14 protein-coding genes are annotated in these 16,265 nt (G+C 60.3%); 12 read left to right on the top strand and 2 right to left on the bottom strand.

Features of this window, described 5'->3' with window-relative positions:
* The first annotated feature begins 164 nt into the window (after nucleotides 1–164).
* The 5 genes from AB8A27_RS19505 to AB8A27_RS19485 all read left to right on the top strand — a co-directional run bounded on the left by AB8A27_RS19505 (nucleotide 165) and on the right by AB8A27_RS19485 (nucleotide 4,865).
* Nucleotides 165–1,373 (top strand): ABC transporter substrate-binding protein, encoded by a 1,209-nt coding sequence (locus AB8A27_RS19505; RefSeq protein ID WP_441243339.1) that lies wholly within the window; start codon nucleotides 165–167, stop codon nucleotides 1,371–1,373.
* Between the two features lie 155 nt (nucleotides 1,374–1,528).
* Nucleotides 1,529–2,401, top strand: coding sequence for a branched-chain amino acid ABC transporter permease (locus AB8A27_RS19500; RefSeq protein ID WP_441243338.1), 873 nt, complete (start codon nucleotides 1,529–1,531; stop codon nucleotides 2,399–2,401).
* 1 nt (nucleotide 2,402) lies between these two features.
* Nucleotides 2,403–3,407, top strand: coding sequence for a branched-chain amino acid ABC transporter permease (locus AB8A27_RS19495; RefSeq protein ID WP_441243337.1), 1,005 nt, complete (start codon nucleotides 2,403–2,405; stop codon nucleotides 3,405–3,407).
* Nucleotides 3,400–4,158, top strand: a complete 759-nt coding sequence (locus AB8A27_RS19490) for an ABC transporter ATP-binding protein (protein ID WP_441243336.1) — start codon at nucleotides 3,400–3,402, stop codon at nucleotides 4,156–4,158. Before AB8A27_RS19495 ends, AB8A27_RS19490 begins: the two co-directional genes overlap by 8 nt.
* The gene (locus AB8A27_RS19485) at nucleotides 4,155–4,865 is read left to right on the top strand and encodes an ABC transporter ATP-binding protein (RefSeq protein WP_441243335.1); all 711 of its coding nucleotides are present in this window, start codon (nucleotides 4,155–4,157) and stop codon (nucleotides 4,863–4,865) included. Before AB8A27_RS19490 ends, AB8A27_RS19485 begins: the two co-directional genes overlap by 4 nt.
* 4 nt (nucleotides 4,866–4,869) lie before the next feature.
* Here the strand turns inward: AB8A27_RS19485 and AB8A27_RS19480 are convergent, their stop codons facing one another.
* Nucleotides 4,870–5,343, bottom strand: coding sequence for a hypothetical protein (locus tag AB8A27_RS19480; RefSeq protein WP_441243334.1), 474 nt, complete (start codon nucleotides 5,341–5,343; stop codon nucleotides 4,870–4,872).
* Nucleotides 5,340–6,251, bottom strand: coding sequence for a helix-turn-helix transcriptional regulator (locus AB8A27_RS19475; RefSeq protein WP_441243333.1), 912 nt, complete (start codon nucleotides 6,249–6,251; stop codon nucleotides 5,340–5,342). Before AB8A27_RS19475 ends, AB8A27_RS19480 begins: the two co-directional genes overlap by 4 nt.
* 158 nt (nucleotides 6,252–6,409) lie before the next feature.
* Here AB8A27_RS19475 and AB8A27_RS19470 point away from each other — a divergent pair, with 158 nt between their 5' ends.
* The 7 genes from AB8A27_RS19470 (at nucleotide 6,410) to AB8A27_RS19440 (ending at nucleotide 15,906) form a co-directional block, all read left to right on the top strand.
* Nucleotides 6,410–7,960: a benzoate-CoA ligase family protein gene (locus AB8A27_RS19470; protein ID WP_441243332.1), complete on the top strand. Its 1,551-nt coding sequence runs from the start codon at nucleotides 6,410–6,412 to the stop codon at nucleotides 7,958–7,960.
* Between the two features lie 16 nt (nucleotides 7,961–7,976).
* On the top strand, nucleotides 7,977–8,795 hold the full coding sequence (locus AB8A27_RS19465) for an alpha/beta fold hydrolase (RefSeq protein WP_441243331.1): 819 nt from the start codon (nucleotides 7,977–7,979) through the stop codon (nucleotides 8,793–8,795).
* 35 nt (nucleotides 8,796–8,830) lie between these two features.
* Nucleotides 8,831–9,301 (top strand): DUF309 domain-containing protein, encoded by a 471-nt coding sequence (locus tag AB8A27_RS19460; RefSeq protein WP_441243330.1) that lies wholly within the window; start codon nucleotides 8,831–8,833, stop codon nucleotides 9,299–9,301.
* 113 nt (nucleotides 9,302–9,414) lie between these two features.
* Entirely contained in the window at nucleotides 9,415–11,103 is a 1,689-nt protein-coding gene (gene boxC, locus AB8A27_RS19455) for a 2,3-epoxybenzoyl-CoA dihydrolase (RefSeq protein WP_441243329.1), read from the top strand.
* A 103-nt stretch (nucleotides 11,104–11,206) separates the two neighbouring features.
* Entirely contained in the window at nucleotides 11,207–12,652 is a 1,446-nt protein-coding gene (gene boxB / locus AB8A27_RS19450) for a benzoyl-CoA 2,3-epoxidase subunit BoxB (RefSeq protein WP_441243328.1), read from the top strand.
* An 81-nt stretch (nucleotides 12,653–12,733) separates the two neighbouring features.
* Nucleotides 12,734–13,927 (top strand): benzoyl-CoA 2,3-epoxidase subunit BoxA, encoded by a 1,194-nt coding sequence (gene boxA, locus AB8A27_RS19445; RefSeq protein ID WP_441243327.1) that lies wholly within the window; start codon nucleotides 12,734–12,736, stop codon nucleotides 13,925–13,927.
* An 86-nt stretch (nucleotides 13,928–14,013) separates the two neighbouring features.
* The gene (locus AB8A27_RS19440) at nucleotides 14,014–15,906 is read left to right on the top strand and encodes a feruloyl-CoA synthase (protein ID WP_441243326.1); all 1,893 of its coding nucleotides are present in this window, start codon (nucleotides 14,014–14,016) and stop codon (nucleotides 15,904–15,906) included.
* Nucleotides 15,907–16,265: the final 359 nt, after the last annotated feature.

Below are 16,265 nucleotides of genomic sequence, written 5' to 3'. Positions count from 1 at the left end.
TACTGGCTACCAATTATGAATTATAATTCTTGATCTTCCTCAATTTCGTGCATTATGCTGCAGGGACGATAACGCGAGCGGAGGGCAATGCTCCCGCCGGGCGTTAGTCTGCATTGTTAGGCCGGGCCAACCGGCCATCAATTATTCCGAGGGGAGGCGAGTTGATGATCACCAAGGGATTTCTGCGTCCGCTGACGCGGCGCGCCATGCTGTCCGGGACCGCCGGCGCTGCAACGTTCATTGTTACGTCGCCGCTTCATAGCCCGGCCATCGCGCAAAACGCGCCGTTGAAGGTGGGGATGATGCTTCCCTACACGGGGACCTATGCGAAGCTCGGCCAGTTCATCGATGACGGCTTCCGCCTCTATGTCGAACAAAAGGGCGGCAAGCTCGGCGGGCGCGACATTGCGTTCGTGCAGGTGGACGATGAATCGAAGCCGGAGGCAGCCACCGACAACATGAACCGGCTGGTCGGCCGCGAGAAGGCTGACGTGGTTGTCGGCACGGTCCACTCGGGTGTGGCCATGGCCATGGTCAAGGTTGCGCGCGATACCAAGACGCTGCTGATCATTCCGAATGCCGGCGCCAATGACGCGACTGGTCCCGCCTGCGCGCCGAACATCTTCCGCACCTCGTTCTCGAACTGGCAGAGCACCTACCCGATGGGCAAGGTGATGGCCGATGCCGGTATCAAGAACGTGGTCACTATCACATGGCGTTATACGGCTGGTGCCGAGATGATCGGGGCCTTCGCTGAAAACTTCACCAAGAACGGCGGCAAGATCGTCGCGGACCTGACGGTGCCATTTCCAGAGGTGGAATTTCAGGCACTGATCACGCAGATCGCGCAGTTGAAGCCGGATGCCGTGTTCAGCTTCTTTGCAGGCGGTGGCGCGGTGAAGTTCGTCAAGGACTATGCGGCGGCGGGTCTGAACAAGACCATCCCGCTTTATGGCGCAGGCTTTCTCACCGACGGTACCATCGAAGCGCAGGGCGAAGCCGCCAAGGGCATCAGGACGACGCTGCATTACGCGGACAATCTCGACAATCCCGCCAATCTCGCCTTCCTCAAGGCTTTCAAGGCCAAGACAGGCAAGGACGGCGATATCTACGCCGTACAGGGCTATGATGGCGCGGCGCTGCTGGATATCGGGCTGACAGCTGTCGGCGGCGACTTCAATGCGCGCGACAAGATGATCGCGGCGATGGGGGCTGCGAAGATCGACAGCCCTCGCGGGCCATTGTCTTTCAACAAGGCGCATAACCCGATCCAGAACATCTATCTGCGCGAGGTTCGCAACGGGCGGAACGAGATGATCTCGATCGCCCAAGCCAATGTCGACGACCCCGCGCGGGGCTGCAAGTTGACCTGAAGCATCGTTGCGCGGTCAGTCGATGGAGATCGGGTCGTCGAAGCCTGTTGCGCGTGACGCCTTCGGTGACGGAAATGCCGCGGCGCAGTCAGACGTGGCCTCATGCCTAACTGTGCCGATGACCGAATGTGGCCCGACATGGTTGGATTGATCTGATGGACTTCATCACACTAGGCGTTCAGTTGCTGAATGCGGTTCAGTACGGCGCGGTTCTGTTCCTTGTCGCGAGCGGTCTGACACTGGTGTTCGGCATCCTGGGAGTCATCAATCTCGCCCATGGCGCCTTCTATATGCTCGGCGCTTATCTGGCTTACTGGATCACGTTGATGACCGGCAGTTTTGTCGTCGCCCTGCTTGGCGGCGTGCTGGTTGCTTTTGTCGTCGGCATTCTGCTTGAGACCGTTTTCGTTCGTCTTCTCTATGGCCGGGATCATCTGGCACAGGTGCTGCTCAGCTTCGGCCTCATCCTGGTCATCGATGAAATCAGGCAGGTGTTGTTCGGCAAGGACGTGCACGCGGTCGCTCCACCGGCGTGGTTGTCGGGATCGATCCAGTTGACCGATAACCTGTCCTATCCGGTTTACCGGCTGGCGATCTGTGTATTCTGCCTGATGGCGGCGCTCGTCATCTTCTTCGTGATCGCGCGCACCAAAATCGGCATGATCGTGCGGGCGGGTTCGGAAAATCGCGAGATGGCGCGCGTGCTCGGCATCAAGTTCGACCGGGTCAATCGTTACGTCTTCGCTGCCGGCATCGCGCTGGCGGCGCTCGGCGGCATCCTGATCGCGCCGATCTCGACAGTGTTTCCCGGCATGGGGGACGGCATGCTGATCCTGTCCTTTGTCGTGGTCGTGCTCGGCGGCATCGGTTCGGTCGCTGGTGCAGCCGTCGGTGCACTGCTGATCGGCCTCACAGATACGTTCGGAAAGGTGTTCTTTCCCAGCGTGTCCAGCATTCTGATCTATGTGTTGATGGCAGTTGTGTTGCTGTGGCGGCCGAGTGGAATTCTCGGACGCCAGGATGCTTGATATGAGCATGCCCAATCTGCGGGTCCGATTGTTCGGTGTCGCCTGTCTGGCAATGGCGATTGCGCTGCCATTCTATGTATCGACCTATTACACGCAATTCTTTGCCAAGGCGCTCATCATGGGCATGCTGGCCATGTCACTGAATCTCGTGGTCGGCCATGGCGGTCTGGTGAGCCTTTGCCATGCTGCCTTTTTCGGCCTTGCCGGATACGTACTTGCGCTGTTGTCGCCTCGTTATGATGCGGCGTCGCTGTTAACGACGCTTCCGGTTGCGATCCTGTGCTCCGGCACCGCGGCCCTGCTGATTGGCGGGCTGGTGCTGCGTACCCGCGGCGTCTATTTCATCATGGTGACGCTTGCCTTTGGCGAGATGCTGTTCTTCTTCTTCCACGATACCAAATTCGCGGGCGGATCGGATGGCATCTCCATCAACATCCGGCCCGAGATCGCCATTGCCGGCCGCCAATTGCTCGATCTCGACAAGCCCATGACTTTCTACTTTGTCGTGCTGGGTTTCCTGGTTGGCGTGATCGCTCTGCTTACGATAGTGGTTCGCTCACCTTTCGGGCGGGCGCTGGCGGCAGCCCGGGACAATGAGCGGCGGGCGCGGTCGCTCGGCTTTCCGATCTTTCGCCTCCGCCTGACGGCATTCACCCTATCCGGCGCGCTGGCCGGCCTTGCCGGTTATCTGGCCGCGGCCCAGTTCGGCTTCGTCGCGCCGCAGATGCTGGGATGGCACCAGTCGGCGACAATCCTGGTCATGGTGCTGATCGGTGGCCTGCGCTCGGTCACCGGGCCGCTGGTCGGTGCGCTGGTTTTGATCGGCATGGAAGAAGTGTTGAAGGCGCATCTCGACAACTGGAAGCTTGTCGAAGGCTTGATCATCATTGGCATCGTCATCCTGCTGCCCAATGGTGTCCGGCAGATCTGGTCGATGGTGTTCGGGGTGTCGCCGCAACGCGCGGCCGAGATCAAGCCTGCAGCTGCGGAGGCTCGTCATGCATGACGTTGCGCTGCGTGCTGCTGGATTGCAGAAGCGCTTCGGAGGACTGCTGGCTGTCTCCGATGTGTCGATCGACATTCGCGCGGGCGAGATCCATGCTGTGATCGGCCCGAACGGCGCCGGAAAATCCACACTGATCAATCTGCTGGCCGGCGAACTTCTGCCAACCTCGGGTGAGGTCCTGCTGAATGGTGCGGATATCACGTTGTTGTCGCCGGACCGCCGCGCGCGTGCTGGCCTCGGCCGCGCCTATCAGAAGACGACGTTGTTTGCACAATTCAGCGTGCACGAGAATGTTCGTCTTGCAGCGCAGGCTCGTTCAACTACGCCGCTCCGGATGTTTGGCGGCACGCGATGCGACCGGCCATATCTCCAGCTGGTCACCGATGCGATCGACCGGGTCGGGTTATCTGCACGGTCGCAGATCATTGCCGACAAACTGAGTCACGGCGAACAGCGCCAGCTCGAAATCGCGATGGTGCTGGCGACCAATCCGCGGGTCATTTTGCTCGACGAGCCACTGGCCGGCATGGGGCCATCGGAAGCGCGGGGTATCATCGGATTGATTGCGTCGCTGAAGACCGACCGTACGGTGCTGGTGGTGGAACACGACATGGACGCCGTGTTCGAGCTTGCAGACCGGTTGACGGTGATGCAGGACGGCCGTGTCATCGCCACAGGCTTGCCGCAGGACGTGCGCGTGGATCCCGGCGTGCGCGCCGCCTATCTCGGTGCTGACGGAGGCATCGCATGACGGCGTTGCTCGAGATGGAGAAGCTCGATGCCTTTTACGGGGCCAGCCAGATTCTGCATGGCGTCGATCTGGTCTTCGCACCGGGAGAGCAGGTGGCGTTGATCGGTCGCAACGGCATGGGCAAGACCACGCTGCTGCGTTCGCTGATGGGATTGATGCCCCTTTGCCGTGGCGATCTGCGCTTCCACGGCCGCGATATCCGCAATGCAGCGCCCGAAACGATCGCGCGATGCGGCATGGCGCTGGTGCCGGAGGGCCGAGGTATTTTCGGATCGCTGTCGGTGACCGAAAATCTGGTGATGGCTGCGCGACCAGGCAATCACGGGCGTCAATCCTGGACCCTGTCGAAAATCTTCGAGCTGTTTCCGCGTCTGCATGAACGCCGCAATAATGGTGGGCATCAACTGTCGGGCGGCGAACAGCAGATGCTTACCATTGGTCGCGCGCTGATGACCAATCCCGATATGATCATGATCGATGAGGCCACCGAAGGTTTGGCGCCGCTGGTGGCGCAGTCGATCTGGCGAACACTGGCGATCGTTCGGGGCGAGGGCATCGCGACCATCGTCGTCGACAAGGATTTTCGGAGTCTCGCGAAAGTCGCCGACCGAATGGTGATCCTGTCGAAGGGGTGCGTGGTGTTCGACGGAACGCCAGCGGCATTAGCCGCGCAGCCGGACGTGCTGGAACGCCATCTCGGCGTTTGAGTGATCAGGCCACGACGACGGTCAATGCATCATCATTGGCCGCAAGAATATTGTCGGACAACGGCTCCGGCCATTGCACCACGAGGCGGCCGAACAGATCGTTGAGCTCTTCCCGCTCAATGGCGTCGTAAAAACAGGGCGTCGTGGCGCGTGCTATGAAACTGTGGAGCAGGTGCGCGGCGTCGTAATCATAGACAATGTCGCCGGGAACACTTCCCGGTTTGCGCAGCAGGAAGGTTCGCAGGCTTGTCAGGCGCGCCTGTCCGCCGTCGGTTGCGGCAAAGGAGAGCACGGCGGCCTGATGCGCGATGCGCGGTCCGTCCTGCATCCGGTCATACATCGGCAGCGCATTGGCGCTGATGACATCGGCGAGATCGCGAAAATCGTTCGAGACGTCCTCGGAATGCAGGGTATTGCGGATCGCCATTGCACCGACGGGATCGAAGCCGCGCGCCTGCAGAAGCTCGCCCAGTGTCACGACGCAGCGCTTCTCAGTCCGAAGGCCTGGGCATTGGTGTTCAAGACGCGCGATACCGCGCCGACCAGCTGCGCGGCAGCCTTGTCCTTGCTGAGGCCGGCCGTATCGACAATGGCGGAGGCGCGGGCATAGAGCGGTTCACGGCTCAGCAGGATCGTGCGCAATTCCTGCATGGCGGAGCGGTCGTCCGCCATCGGGCGCAAGTCACCCTGGCGACGGACGCGCGCCATATGCTCCTCGGGCTTGGCCTTAAGCCAGATCGTGTAGAACGATGACAATACGCGATCGAAAGTCACCGGTTCCGAGACAATGCCGCCGCCGGTCGCAAGGACGATGGGCTCCTTGCGTCCCAGCAGGCCGTTCAGCGCGGCCTGTTCCATGCGGCGAAAGCCTTCCTGTCCATAGAGCGCGATGATCTCGGCGACCGATAGTCCGTTGTGCTGCTCGATCTCCTTGTTGAGCTCGACGAAGTTCCAGCCGATCTTGTCCGCCAGCAATTTCCCAAGCGTCGATTTTCCGGCGCCGCGCAGCCCGATCAGGGCGATGCCGCTGAATGACATATAATTCTGGAACGGGCTGTGCTCGCGGCCGGCGAGAACATCCTTGGCCTCGGCGATCTGGTTCGGTGTCGCGTTGCGCACGAGGTCGCGAATGACTGGCCACTCCGTGGTCGGTTCGTCCGCCGGAATGAGATCCTCAAGATGGGCACCCATGGCGCCGGACACCCGGCGCAGTAGCACGATAGATACGTTGCCCTTGCCGCTTTCTAGTTGCGCGATGTAGCGCTCCGAAATCCCCGACACTTTCGCCAGCACCTTTCGCGACATGCCGCGCAGGCCGCGCATAGTGCGGACGCGCTGGCCGAGCTGTTCAAGAAAGGCGGTTTCGGGATCGGCCTGGTCGGTCATGGGGCGCGTGTGCTCGTCGAGGATTTCAGGAAAGATAATTCCGGATGCGATTGACAGCAACCGGAGTTGGTGACTTTATATGAATTATAATTCAAAAAAGACGACAGGGAGAGCACCGTGAACAACGGTTGTGGAATCGCCCAAGGTGCAGACGCATCATGAGTGGGCCGTCCAATTCTTACAATGCGGTGACCTGGCTTCTCGACCGCAACATCGATGAGGGCCGCGGCAGCAAGCTTGCCTTCACCGATACCGTGACCGAACTGACCTATGGCGACCTGCAGGCAAAAAGCTGCCAACTGGCCAATCTACTGAAGCGGCTCGGCGTCCGGCGCGAGGAACGCGTCGCGATGATCATGCTCGACACCGTCGACTTTCCGGTGGTGTTCCTTGGCGCGATCCGGGCCGGCATCGTCCCGGTGCCGCTCAATACGCTGCTGACCTCAGAACAATACGCCTATGTGCTGGCCGATTGCCGGGCGCGCGTGCTGTTCATTTCCGCGGCGCTGTTGCCTGTGGTCGATGACATGCTTGGTCGTTTGCCAGATCTTGAACACGTCATCGTCGTCAATGGCGATGCCAAAGGTCACAAGAGTTTCGCAGATCAAATCAGCGACGAGAGCAAGACTTTCACGACGGTCGCGACCCATGCGGACGAACCGGCCTTCTGGTTGTACTCATCCGGATCCACGGGCATGCCGAAAGGCGTTCGCCATCTGCACGCCAGTCTGGAAGCGACAGCGTCGACCTATGGAAAGCAGGTTCTCGGCATCCGCGAGGATGATGTCGGGCTGTCTGCGGCCAAATTGTATTTCGCTTACGGTCTCGGCAACGCCATGACATTTCCCATGTCGGTCGGCGCCACGACGGTGCTCAATTCGGAGCGCCCGACGCCGGCCACCATGTTCGGCCTGATGCGCCGTTATCAGCCGAGTATATTTTTCGGGGTGCCGACATTGTTCGCGGCGATGCTGAATGATGAGGCGTTCAAAACGGAAGTTCGCCTCCCGCGCCTGCGCATTTGCACCTCGGCTGGCGAGGCGCTGCCGGAACCGGTGGGGAATGGATGGAAGAGCCGTTTCGGCGTCGATATTCTCGATGGCGTCGGCTCAACAGAACTGCTGCATATCTTTCTGTCGAATGCTCCCGGCGATATCAAATACGGTACGTCCGGCCGGCCGGTGCCAGGCTATCGCGTGCGGCTCGTCGATGAGGCGGGCCTCGATATCGCCGATGGAGAAATCGGCGAGATGCTCGTTGATGCGCCTTCCGCCGGTGAGGGATACTGGAATCAGCGCAGCAAGAGTCGTCGCACCTTTGAAGGTCATTGGACGCGCACCGGCGACAAATATGTGCGCGATGCCGACGGGCGCTATACGTTCTGCGGGCGTGCCGACGACATGTTCAAGGTGTCCGGCATCTGGGTCTCCCCGTTCGAGGTGGAGAGCGCGCTGATTGCGCATCCCGCCGTATCCGAAGCGGCGGTCGTGCCGGCCGCCGACGCCGAGGGGCTGCTGAAGCCAAAGGCCTTCGTGGTCCTGAAGCCGAATGCTGTACAGGAAGGCCTGCGCGACTCGCTCAAGGATCACGTCAAGCAACGGATCGGTCCGTGGAAGTATCCACGCTGGATCGAGGTGGTCGATTCCCTTCCCAAGACCGCGACCGGAAAAATCCAGCGCTTCAAACTGCGCGATGGAGCGGCAGCCTGAAACCGGGGATGACAAGATGAGCGCATTGAAATCTGCGGGACGGCTGACCATCGGTGCGTCCGAACTCGAATACCGCATGATCGGTCCGCAACCGGATGTGGCGCCGACCATTGTGCTGCTGCATGAAGGTCTGGGCTCGGTCGCGCTGTGGGGCGACTTTCCCGACAAGCTGCAGGCGGCGACCGGGGCCGGCGTTTTCGTCTATTCGCGCGCTGGTTACGGCGCATCGACGCCGGTCGCGCTGCCGCGGCCACTGGACTACATGCATGTCGAAGCGCTCGACGTGCTGCCGCAGCTGCTCGATGCCATCGGCTTTCGCCGCGGCTTGCTGGTCGGTCATTCCGATGGCGGATCCATCGCGACGATCTATGCCGGCGGCATTCAGGACCATCGCATCCGCGGCGTCTCGATGATCGCGCCGCATTTCGTCGTCGAGGATATTTCCGTAACGTCGATCGCCGACATCAAGACGGCCTACGAACAGGGTGATCTGAAAGCAAAGCTGGCGCGCTGGCATGATGACGTCGACAACGCGTTCTATGGCTGGAATGGTGCATGGCTCGATCCGCAGTTCCGCGACTGGGATATTTCCGACTATCTCGCTTATCTGCGTGTGCCCGTGCAGATTTTGCAGGGCGCGGACGATCACTACGGCACCATGAAGCAGATCGAGATCGCCGAGACGGAGTGCTATTGCCCGGTGGACGTGACGATCGTTCCGCACGCTGCGCATTCACCACATCGCGAAGCCCCTGAGGTCACGCTGAACGCCGTGGCGGAATTCGCCAATCGTCTGTTGCAGTTTCACGGCGAGGGCGAATTGCGCGCAGCCTGAGCAGCAAGGTCTTGGTCAGGGCTCCGGATCTCGCGATGCCGCGCTGGCCCCATCGGCTCGACAGAAAGACAGAGGCCGATCACGACACGCTCGCGCAGGCCAAGGCACTGGTCCCGATGCGTTATGCAGGGGTCGTTCCGGCGGACGATCCGGCGTTGCGTTATGGGCTCGCGCTCAACGATGCCGGATTCTTCTGGGAGGCTCACGAAATTCTCGAGGCCGTCTGGAAGGTCGCGCCGCAAAGAGGGCGCGACCGGATTCTGCTTCGCGCCTGTATTCAGGTTGCCAATGCCAATCTGAAACTCAGTCTGCAACGGCCGCGCGCGGCACATCGATTGTTGCAGGACGCATTGTCCGAACTCGATGAACTCGCCCTACGCCCGCCAGCGGGTATTGCCGGAAGCTTTTCCGAGCACTTTCCCATCGCGGCGCTGGCGTCTGCGATCGCGCATCAACTGGTGATCGACGAGGCCGAGCGGGGTCTGATCAATATCATCCGAATATGAAATAAAATGCATGATTTTGTCCGATTTTCCTAGGCGCTCCCGATTTTATGAATTATTGTGCGTATAGCCAAGGCGCACGGCGCATATAAATCAAGACTGTCAAAGGGTGGAGCATGGCCGCAGAGCAACGCGTTCTCTCGAACGGCGCCAAGTTTATCGACTTCCAAACCGATCCGTCGCGCTACCGCCACTGGAAGCTCAGTGTCGATGGCGACGTGGCAACGCTCACCATGGATGTCGATGAGAATGGCGGTCTGTTCGAGGGTTATCAGCTCAAACTGAATTCCTACGATCTTGGCGTCGATATCGAACTGGCGGATGCCGTGCAGCGGCTTCGCTTCGAATATCCCGAGGTCAAGGTCGTGCTGCTGCGCTCCGGCAAGAACCGTGTGTTCTGCGCTGGCGCCAATATCCGCATGCTGGCCGGCGCGACCCACGCCCACAAGGTCAATTTCTGCAAATTCACCAATGAGACCCGCAACGGCTTTGAAGACTCGAGCGAAAATTCCGGTCAGCATTTCATTTCGGTGATCAACGGCACCGCTGCGGGCGGTGGTTACGAACTCGCGCTGGCTACCGATCACATCATCATGGCGGACGATGGCTCGGCGGCGGTGGCGCTGCCGGAAGTGCCGTTGCTTGCGGTGCTGCCAGGCACCGGCGGCCTGACGCGTGTCGTCGACAAGCGCAAGGTGCGCCGCGATCATGCAGATTATTTCTGCACCATCGAGGAAGGCATCAAAGGCAAGCGCGCAGTGGCGTGGCGGCTGATCGATGACATCATTCCGAACAGCAAGCTCGAAGCCAAGGTCGCGGAGCGGGCCAAGGAATTCCTGACGACGTCAAAGCGCAATGGGACTGGCGAAGGCCTCAAGCTGGCGCCGTTGAAACGCCGCTTCGACGATGGCGGCATTCGTTACGGTCTGGTCAATGTTGATATCAATCGCGCCGAGCGGATTGCTTCCATCTCCATCAAGGCTCCAGAAGGCCCGGCACCGTCGGATATCGGTGGACTGATCGCGCAGGGCGCCGCCTTCTGGCCGCTGCAGGTGGCGCGCGAGCTGGACGATGCCATTCTGCATCTGCGGATCAATGAACTTGAGACAGCCATGCTGGTGTTCAAGTCGCATGGCGACGGCGCCAATGTACTGGCTCATGACGCCTTCCTCGAGACTCACAAGGCGCACTGGCTGGTCAACGAGATCCGGCAATACTGGAAGCGCGTGCTGAAGCGCATCGATGTGACTTCGCGCACGCTGGTGACGCTGGTCGAGCCGGGGTCGTGTTTTGTCGGCACGCTGGCCGAACTGGTCTTCGCCGCGGACCGCTCCTACATGCTGGTCGGCCAGAAGCAGGGTGACAACCGCGCACCTCCGGCGATCGTATTGAGTGCAATGAATTTCGGGCCTTACCCGATGAGCCACGGGCTGACGCGGCTGCAGTCGCGCTTCCAGGCCGATCCGGATGATGTCACGCGCGCCGAGGCGAAGATCGGTGAGCCGCTCGATGCGGAAACCGCCGAGCAGCTCGGGCTCGTCACCTTCGCGCTTGATGACATTGACTGGGACGATGAGGTGCGCGTGTTCTTCGAAGAACGCTGCAGCTTCTCACCCGACAGCCTCACGGGGATGGAAGCCAATCTGCGCTTTGTCGGGCCGGAGACGATGGAATCGAAGATCTTCTCGCGGCTGACGGCGTGGCAGAACTGGATCTTCCAGCGACCCAATGCGGTCGGCGAGAACGGGGCGCTTGGTCGCTACGGCACCGGTCAGAAGGCGCAGTTCGATATGACACGCGTCTAGCGCCCGCAACCGGAACGGCGCGCAATGTGTCACGCAACAGACAAATGCAAGTCGGTGGCTTGCCCAATTCGAACGATCAGAAATACAGCGGGAGATCCCAGTCATGAACATCATGAACGTCGATTACAGCACGAAGATCCCGAACAACGTGAATCTCGCCGAGGATCGGCAGGTGCTGAAGGCACTCGAGGGCTGGCATCCCGGCTATCTTGATTGGTGGAACGACATGGGCCCCGAGGGCTTTCAGGAATCCCTCGTTTATCTGCGCACCGCAATTTCAGTCGATCCCAAAGGCTGGGCGAAGTTCGACTATGTGAAGATGCCCGAATACCGCTGGGGCGTGTTGCTGGCGCCGCAGGATACCGAGCGCAAGGTGAATTTCGGGCGACATATGGGCGAACCTGCCTGGCAGGAAGTCCCTGGCGAATATCGTGCGATGCTCCGCCGCCTCGTTGTGATCCAGGGCGATACCGAGCCGGCTTCGGTCGAGCAGCAGCGTCATCTTGGCCAGACCGCGCCGTCGCTCTACGACTTGCGCAACCTGTTCCAGGTCAATGTGGAAGAGGGGCGCCATCTCTGGGCGATGGTCTATCTGCTGCAGAAATATTTCGGCCGCGACGGACGCGAGGAGGCCGACGATCTTCTCCGTCGCCGCTCGGGCGATGCCGATGCGCCGCGCATGCTCGGTGCATTCAATGAGGCCACACCAGACTGGCTATCCTTCTTCATGTTCACCTTCTTCACCGATCGTGACGGCAAGATGCAGTTGGAGAGTCTCGCCCAATCCGGCTTCGATCCGCTGTCGCGCACCTGCCGCTTCATGTTGACGGAAGAAGCGCATCACATGTTCGTCGGTGAGACCGGTGTCGGCCGCGTGTTGCAGCGAACCTGCGAAGCGATGAAGGCGGCGGGGATTGAGGATCCCAATGCTATCGAGAGAATCCGCGCGCTTGGCGTGATCGATCTGCCGACCATGCAGAAGAAGATGAACCTGCATTATTCGCTGTCGCTCGACCTGTTCGGTTCGGAAGTCTCGACCAATGCCGCGAATTTCTACAATTCCGGGCTGAAGGGAAGATTCCAGGAGACCAAGATCGAGGACGATCACCAGCTCACCAACGACATCTATCAGGTCCTGAAATTCGTCGATGGTGAAATCAAGCTGGTGGACGAGCCAGCGCTCACCGCCCTCAATATGCGCCTGCGTGACGACTACACGGCGGATTGCGCCAAGGGCGTCGAGCGCTGGAACAAGATCATCGAGAAGGCTGGCGTTAATTTCCGCTTCGATCTACCTCACACCGCGTTCCATCGCCAGATCGGCGAATTCCGCGATGTGAACGCCTCCCCGAAGGGGATCATCATGAGCGATGCCGCCTGGGCGAAAGCGAAGAACGAGTATCTGCCGTCAGATGAGGACGGTGATTTCATCGCCTCGCTGATGACGCCGGTAAGTGAGCCGGGCAAGTTCGCCAGCTGGATTTCGGCGCCGAAGGTCGGCATCGACAACAAGCCCGGCGATTTCGAATACGTGAAGATTGCGGCCTAGCACCGTTTGCATGCGGCGAGTGGGCTGTCGTCAAGGCCACTTCGCCGCTTGCCGGTCTCGATGGCACGCGCGGGATTTGTCATGAATGCGCCTCTCAAACAGCACCTGATCGATCCGGAAATCTGCATCAGGTGCAATACCTGCGAGGAGAGCTGCCCGGTCGATGCGGTGACGCATGACGACAACAATTATGTCGTCAATGCCGAAATCTGCAATTACTGCATGGACTGCATTTCGCCGTGCCCGACCGGCGCGATCGACAATTGGCGCGTCGTTGCGACGCCGTATTCGCTCGACGAGCAGTTCTCCTGGAGCGATTTGCCGGCGCAGGAGGAGATCGCCGACAACAACGCCGGCGCAGGCGCCATCGAGGCGCTGGAAGATGAAATCGGTGCACTGCTCGAAGAAGCTCGTAAGGGGCTAGGCGGAAAGCCCGTCGCGCCGCCGTCATCGAGCAAGGCGTCGGTCAATCTCTACAATCGCGGCAAGCCTGCGCTGGCCACGGTGACCGGCAATTTCCGGCTCACGCATGCGACGGCCGACTCCGATGTGCGCCACATTATCCTGGATTTTGGCGAGCAGCCGTTTCCCATCCTCGAGGGCCAGAGCATCGGCATCGTTACGCCGGGTCTAGACGCCGACGGCAAGCCGCATCAGGTGCGGCTCTATTCCATCGCGAGCTCACGCGACGGTGAGAAGCCGAACACCAACAATCTTGCGCTAACGGTAAAGCGCGAGCCCGACGGGGTGTGTTCGAATTACCTGTGCGATCTGCCGCGCGGCGCCAAGGTTGAGGTCACTGGACCGTTCGGGGCCACCTTTCTGCTGCCGAACGATCCCGCCGCAAATGTGCTGATGGTCTGTACCGGCACCGGATCAGCGCCATTTCGTGGTTTCACCGAGCGTCGTCGTCGTGCGATGCCCGACGCGCCGGGGCGGCTTTTGCTCTTCTTTGGTGCGCGCCGTCCCGAGGAGCTTCCTTATTTCGGCCCGCTGCAGAAAGTCCCGGATGCCTTGCTGGGCAAACATTTCTGTTATTCGCGCGTCCCCGGCGAACCGCGAGTCTATGTGCAGGATCGAATCCGGAGTGAGGCTGCGGCGATCACGTCCCTCCTTCAGAGCGGGCATACTCACGTTTATATCTGCGGGTTGAAAGGTATGGAGAGCGGCGTCGAAGAGGCGTTCGCGGATATCTGCCGCGCCGCTTCGATGGATTGGTCGGATCTGAAAACAGTGATGCGCGGCAGTGGGCGCTATCATGTCGAGACGTACTGATGTCGTGTCCGATCCGGGCCGTAAATGGCGGGACCAATTGAATAGCCCGAATAAAAACAAAAGCGGGCGTGTCACGGGGGAGAGAAATGATGGCTTCGAGCGGCAGCGATGGATCTGACACGCACGGTGTATTCTTCCTGACACCATCCGTAATCGCCGAGCCGCATGCCGACGGAACGGTCGTGCTGCGGTCCGATACAGCGCTGCGTCCCTATGCGCGTTGTGTCGGGGACTGGCTCGAACACTGGGCACAAGAAGCACCGGAGCGGACCTTTCTGGCGGAGCGGTCCAGTCCAGATTTGCCCTGGGTGACGCTGAGTTATGCCGAGACGCTTCGGCGGGTGCGCAGCGCGGGTAGCTGGATTCTTGCACAAGAGATGAGTGCGCAGCGGCCTCTCGCGGTCCTATCGGACAACGGCATCGAACATGCGGTCCTAGCCCTGGCAGCGATGCATGTCGGTGTGCCCGTTGCTGCGATTTCGCCAGCATATTCGCTGATGTCGCAGGACTTCGAAAAGCTGCGTGGCGCAATTCTACTTCTCGATCCCGGTGCCATCTACGTCTCGGATTTGCAGCGGTTCGGTCCGGCCCTCGCTGCGATCGCCCCGTTTCACGCCGCCACCGTCATCGGCGGTGGCGCGGCCGGCGGAGCGGGATGGTCATATGGCGATGTGGTCGCGACGCCGGTCAGCGCGGCCATCTATCGTGCTTTCGAAGAGATCAATGCCGATACGATCGCCAAATTTCTGTTCACGTCGGGATCGACCGGCGCGCCGAAGGCGGTCATCAATACCCAGCGCATGTTGACTTCGAGCCAGCAGGCCAAGGCGCAGACCTGGCCGTTTCTCGAAGCGCCGCAGAGCGAGCTCGTCCTTCTCGACTGGTTGCCATGGAGCCATACCTTTGGAGGAAATCACAATTTCAATATGGTGCTTCGCAGCGGCGGAACGCTTTACATCGATAGCGGCAAGCCCGCGCCCGGATTGTTCGCGACATCCCTCGCCAATCTGTGGAGCGTCATGCCGACGGTCTATTTCAACGTGCCGCGCGGCTTCGACATGCTTATCGCAGCCCTGCGGAAAGACGATGGATTACGACAGCGCTTCTTCAACGAGGTCAAGTTCGTCTTTTATGCCGGTGCGGCCTTGCCGCAGAGCACATGGTTGGCGCTGGAGACACTCTCCATCGAGACAATCGGACGCCCGTTGCCGATGGTTTCCGCCTGGGGATCGACGGAAACATCGCCACTCGCAACCGATTGTCATTTTCAGGCACCACGATCGGGCAATATAGGCGTACCGGTTCCCGGTACGGAGCTAAAGCTCGTGCCATCGGACGGCAAGTTCGAGGTGCGGGTGCGCGGGCCCAATGTGACGCCGGGCTATTGGAAGGCGCCGGACCTCACTGCGAAAGCTTTCGATGCAGACGGCTTCTATCTGATCGGTGATGCCGTTGCATTTGCAGACTCGACCCATCCGGAGCAGGGCCTACTGTTCGACGGGCGCATCGCCGAGGATTTCAAGCTGACATCGGGCACATGGGTCAATGTCGGAACGTTGCGCGTGGCGGGAATCTCCGCGTTAGCGCCACTGGTTCAGGACATTGTCGTGGCCGGGCATGGCGGCGAGGATGTGCGCTTCCTTCTTGTTCCCAACCTGGCTGCCTGCCGCGCGGTGTCCGGTCTGCCGGAAACAGCGAGCATCGATGCCGTGCTCGGTTGCGAAAATGTGCGTTCGTCCATCGAGAAGGGGCTGGCAAAATTGAAGTTGGCAGGCGGAGGGTCTTCCACCTATGCGACTTGCGCGCTCTTGCTGGCAGAGCCGTTATCTGTCGATGGCGGCGAGATTACTGACAAGGGCTATGTCAACCAGCGCGCCGTTCTCGCGCGCCGCGTAGCCGACGTGGAAGATCTGAACAGAGGCGTCTCAGGCCGCGTGATAGTCTGCGCGAACGTCGAGCAATACGCTCGCCAAGCCTAGGCAGAACATTCAGCAACCGCACCGTGTGCTGCGATCAAAAACATATTCACGGTGAAGGAGGCAGGTCGAGCGACCACAAGTGATACACCGTCGATGCGATCAACTGTCACATGCCGTGTCATGTCGTCGTCACACACCAAAGCGGGCGGCATGATCAAATAGGGTGCTCTTCCCCAGAGCACATGGACCGGCGCGAGGGCATTCGCGCGCTCCACGAGGTCGCCTTTCCCTCCAGGAGGCGGCCTCGTTTGTTTCTGAGCAAGACAATCGCCAATCCGCATACGTGTCGAGTTGCACTGAGTTCTACTGCTGGTTCAGGTCGACCTCCGTATTTTCTCGGGCAGTGAGATTTCGTGCGA

It is taken from the genome of Tardiphaga sp. 768_D3_N2_1 (genome assembly GCF_052076105.1).
Classification (GTDB): Bacteria; Pseudomonadota; Alphaproteobacteria; order Rhizobiales; family Xanthobacteraceae; genus Tardiphaga.
The sequence above is the reverse complement of the archived record's forward strand: the minus strand, read 5'-3'. Positions and strand labels throughout refer to the sequence as shown.

Excerpts from the sequence above, each read along its gene's own strand:
- AB8A27_RS19505 (WP_441243339.1), top strand. The coding sequence starts at position 165 with ATGATCACCAAGGGATTTCTGCGTCCGCTGACGCGGCGCGCCATGCTG.
- AB8A27_RS19500 (WP_441243338.1), top strand. The coding sequence starts at position 1,529 with ATGGACTTCATCACACTAGGCGTTCAGTTGCTGAATGCGGTTCAGTAC.
- AB8A27_RS19495 (WP_441243337.1), top strand. The coding sequence starts at position 2,403 with ATGAGCATGCCCAATCTGCGGGTCCGATTGTTCGGTGTCGCCTGTCTG.
- AB8A27_RS19490 (WP_441243336.1), top strand. The coding sequence starts at position 3,400 with ATGCATGACGTTGCGCTGCGTGCTGCTGGATTGCAGAAGCGCTTCGGA.
- AB8A27_RS19485 (WP_441243335.1), top strand. The coding sequence starts at position 4,155 with ATGACGGCGTTGCTCGAGATGGAGAAGCTCGATGCCTTTTACGGGGCC.
- AB8A27_RS19475 (WP_441243333.1), bottom strand. The coding sequence starts at position 6,251 with ATGACCGACCAGGCCGATCCCGAAACCGCCTTTCTTGAACAGCTCGGC.
- AB8A27_RS19470 (WP_441243332.1), top strand. The coding sequence starts at position 6,410 with ATGAGTGGGCCGTCCAATTCTTACAATGCGGTGACCTGGCTTCTCGAC.
- AB8A27_RS19465 (WP_441243331.1), top strand. The coding sequence starts at position 7,977 with ATGAGCGCATTGAAATCTGCGGGACGGCTGACCATCGGTGCGTCCGAA.
- AB8A27_RS19460 (WP_441243330.1), top strand. The coding sequence starts at position 8,831 with ATGCCGCGCTGGCCCCATCGGCTCGACAGAAAGACAGAGGCCGATCAC.
- boxC (WP_441243329.1), top strand. The coding sequence starts at position 9,415 with ATGGCCGCAGAGCAACGCGTTCTCTCGAACGGCGCCAAGTTTATCGAC.
- boxB (WP_441243328.1), top strand. The coding sequence starts at position 11,207 with ATGAACATCATGAACGTCGATTACAGCACGAAGATCCCGAACAACGTG.
- boxA (WP_441243327.1), top strand. The coding sequence starts at position 12,734 with ATGAATGCGCCTCTCAAACAGCACCTGATCGATCCGGAAATCTGCATC.
- AB8A27_RS19440 (WP_441243326.1), top strand. The coding sequence starts at position 14,014 with ATGATGGCTTCGAGCGGCAGCGATGGATCTGACACGCACGGTGTATTC.